Annotated in this window: 1 protein-coding gene; it reads right to left on the bottom strand. The window is 64.3% G+C overall.

Annotated elements, in window-relative coordinates; all coding sequences use genetic code 11:
- Nucleotides 1-1,949, bottom strand: a 1,949-nt coding sequence (locus SB4_RS17825) for a methyl-accepting chemotaxis protein (RefSeq protein WP_241488682.1), incomplete at its 3' end; no start/stop codon positions are given.
- Between the last annotated feature and the right edge of the window lie 297 nt (nucleotides 1,950-2,246).

Raw genomic sequence — 2,246 nt, 5'->3', positions numbered from 1 at the left:
ACCATCGCGGCGTTCTGCTGCGTCGTGGAGTCCATCTCGCCGATCGCGATGTTGATCTGGGAAATGCCCTGCGACTGTTGTTCGGCCGATTCCGCGATCTGGCTGGCTAGGCGGCTGATGTCGACGATCGCGGTGACGACGCGGTCGAGCACTTCGCGCATTTCGCTGACCGCGGCGACGCCGGTCGAAATTTGCGAGACGCTGGCGGTGACGCGCGACTTCACGTCGCCTGCCGCATCGGCCGATCGCTGCGCCAAGGCGCGCACTTCGGAGGCGACGACCGCAAAGCCCTTGCCCGCATCGCCTGCCCGTGCTGCCTCGACACCCGCGTTTAGCGCCAGCAGGTTCGTCTGGAAGGCGATGCCGTCGATGACCGAGATGATCTCTGCGATTTCGCCCGAGGAGCGTTCGATGCCGTTGATCGCGCTGACCGCCCGCACCACGACCTCTTCGCTGATGTCGACATTGGTCTTGGCGGTGTCGACCACGCGGCTGGCCTCGCGCGCGGCGGAGGCGGTGCGGCGGATCTGGTCGGTGATCTCGTGCATCGCCGCCGCGGTTTCCTCCAGGCTGGCCGCCTGCTGCTCGGTGCGCCGCGACAGGTCGTCCGACGCATTGCGGATTTCGCCCGAGCCCGTGCGGACCTCCACGGCGTTGCGCGACACCGACGCCAGCACTGTCGCCAGCTTTTCCATCGCCTCGTTGAAGTCGTTGCGGATACGGTCGTAGCGGCCGGTGAAGGGCTCGACGATCCGGCTGGTCAGGTCGCCCGCCGACACACGCTGCAGACGATCGCCCAGCGTCGCGACGACGAACTGCTGGTCCTGTTCGGACTGGCGCTGTTCGACGGCATTGTGGCGGAAGACGGTGACGGCATGGGCCATACGGTCGATCTCGACCGACTGGATCGGACGCCGCGCGGGTTCCTCGAGATTGCCGTCCGCCAGCGCCGCCATCTCCTGCGACAGGGCGTCGAGCGGTTCGCCGATAATCTTCTTGGCGCTGCGCCGCAGGACGACGATCAGGCCGCCGATGATCGCGATGGCGGCGATCAGCAGCATCAGTTCGGCCTGGCGCGCATCGGCCATGACTGCGCTCATCGGCAGGATGACGCGCACGCGCCAGCCGCTGTCGATGCCGTTCAGCACGACCGGCTCCTCGATCCGCATCACCGAACCCTCGGTCGGATCGTCGACAATCGACATCGCCGCGCCGGTGTCGGTCGCGGTCTTGCCCAGCTTTGCGGTGTCGCGATTGTAGAGGAAGGCGCCCTTGCCCGAGATCACCTCGACCCGGCCGTTGAACGGCACGCGCATCGCCCCGATCCGGCGTTGCAGATCGGACAGCGCGATGTCGGCGCAGACCGCGCCGATGACCTTGCCATTCTCCACCACCGGTTCGGTGATGGTGGTCATCAGTACGTCCTTGCCATCGACCTCGTAATGATAGGGCTCGATCATCACCGCCTTGCCCGTCCGGCGCGGCAGCAGGTAATAATCGCCTGCGCCTTCCTTGGTATAGTCGGTCAGTGGCGACACCGCGATGCCGCCCTGCGAGCGGTGCCAATAGGGGATGAAGCGGCCGGTCGCGTCCCCGCCCGGCGCGTTGACATAGGCCTGGTCGCGGCCATCAAACGCATTGGGTTCCCAGATGGTCGAAAGCGCCAGCAGCTGCGGATGCGCGGCCAGCGTCGACTTCAGCAGGCGATTGGCGGCATCGCGGCTTGTATTGCCCTCGCGTCGAAGCCCCTGGAGCATGTCGCGGGTCGCCTCGACATTGCCGATGGGCCGCTCGAAATCATTCTGCACCGCAGACGCGATCTGCCGTGCCACGATCTCTCCCGTTTCCGTGGCGCGCCGCTTGGCCGACATGTCGAGAACCACGCCCGTGGCGGCGGACCCGAAACCGACGAACAACGCGACGGCGATGGCGCCTCGCTTGCTGATCATCGTTGCCAGTGTCTGCATTTTATTCTGTTTGGTCAGCATACGCCAGTCCCGTCGTGCGGCGTTCTGATTAGGGCGATTGCATTGAATAACGGTTAATTCCTGATTCCGTAGACTGCCGACGGTCTGGGGCGCTCAGTAATATCCCGGTTTTACAGCGGGTAAATATCCTATCCGTTCGCTTCCGCTGAGCGTCTATTCTGCCTTTAGGTGTCGTGGACAGACGGTAACTAGGCCGTATCGACATTCAGGATTCCCAAACCGGTTGAAGACTGATTCATAGGGTCCAAACCCAATCAG

This window comes from Sphingomonas sanguinis, from assembly GCF_001476905.1.
Classification (GTDB): Bacteria; Pseudomonadota; Alphaproteobacteria; order Sphingomonadales; family Sphingomonadaceae; genus Sphingomonas; species Sphingomonas sanguinis_B.
Note: the sequence above shows the minus strand (reverse complement) of the source record. Positions and strands in the feature narration are given on the sequence as shown.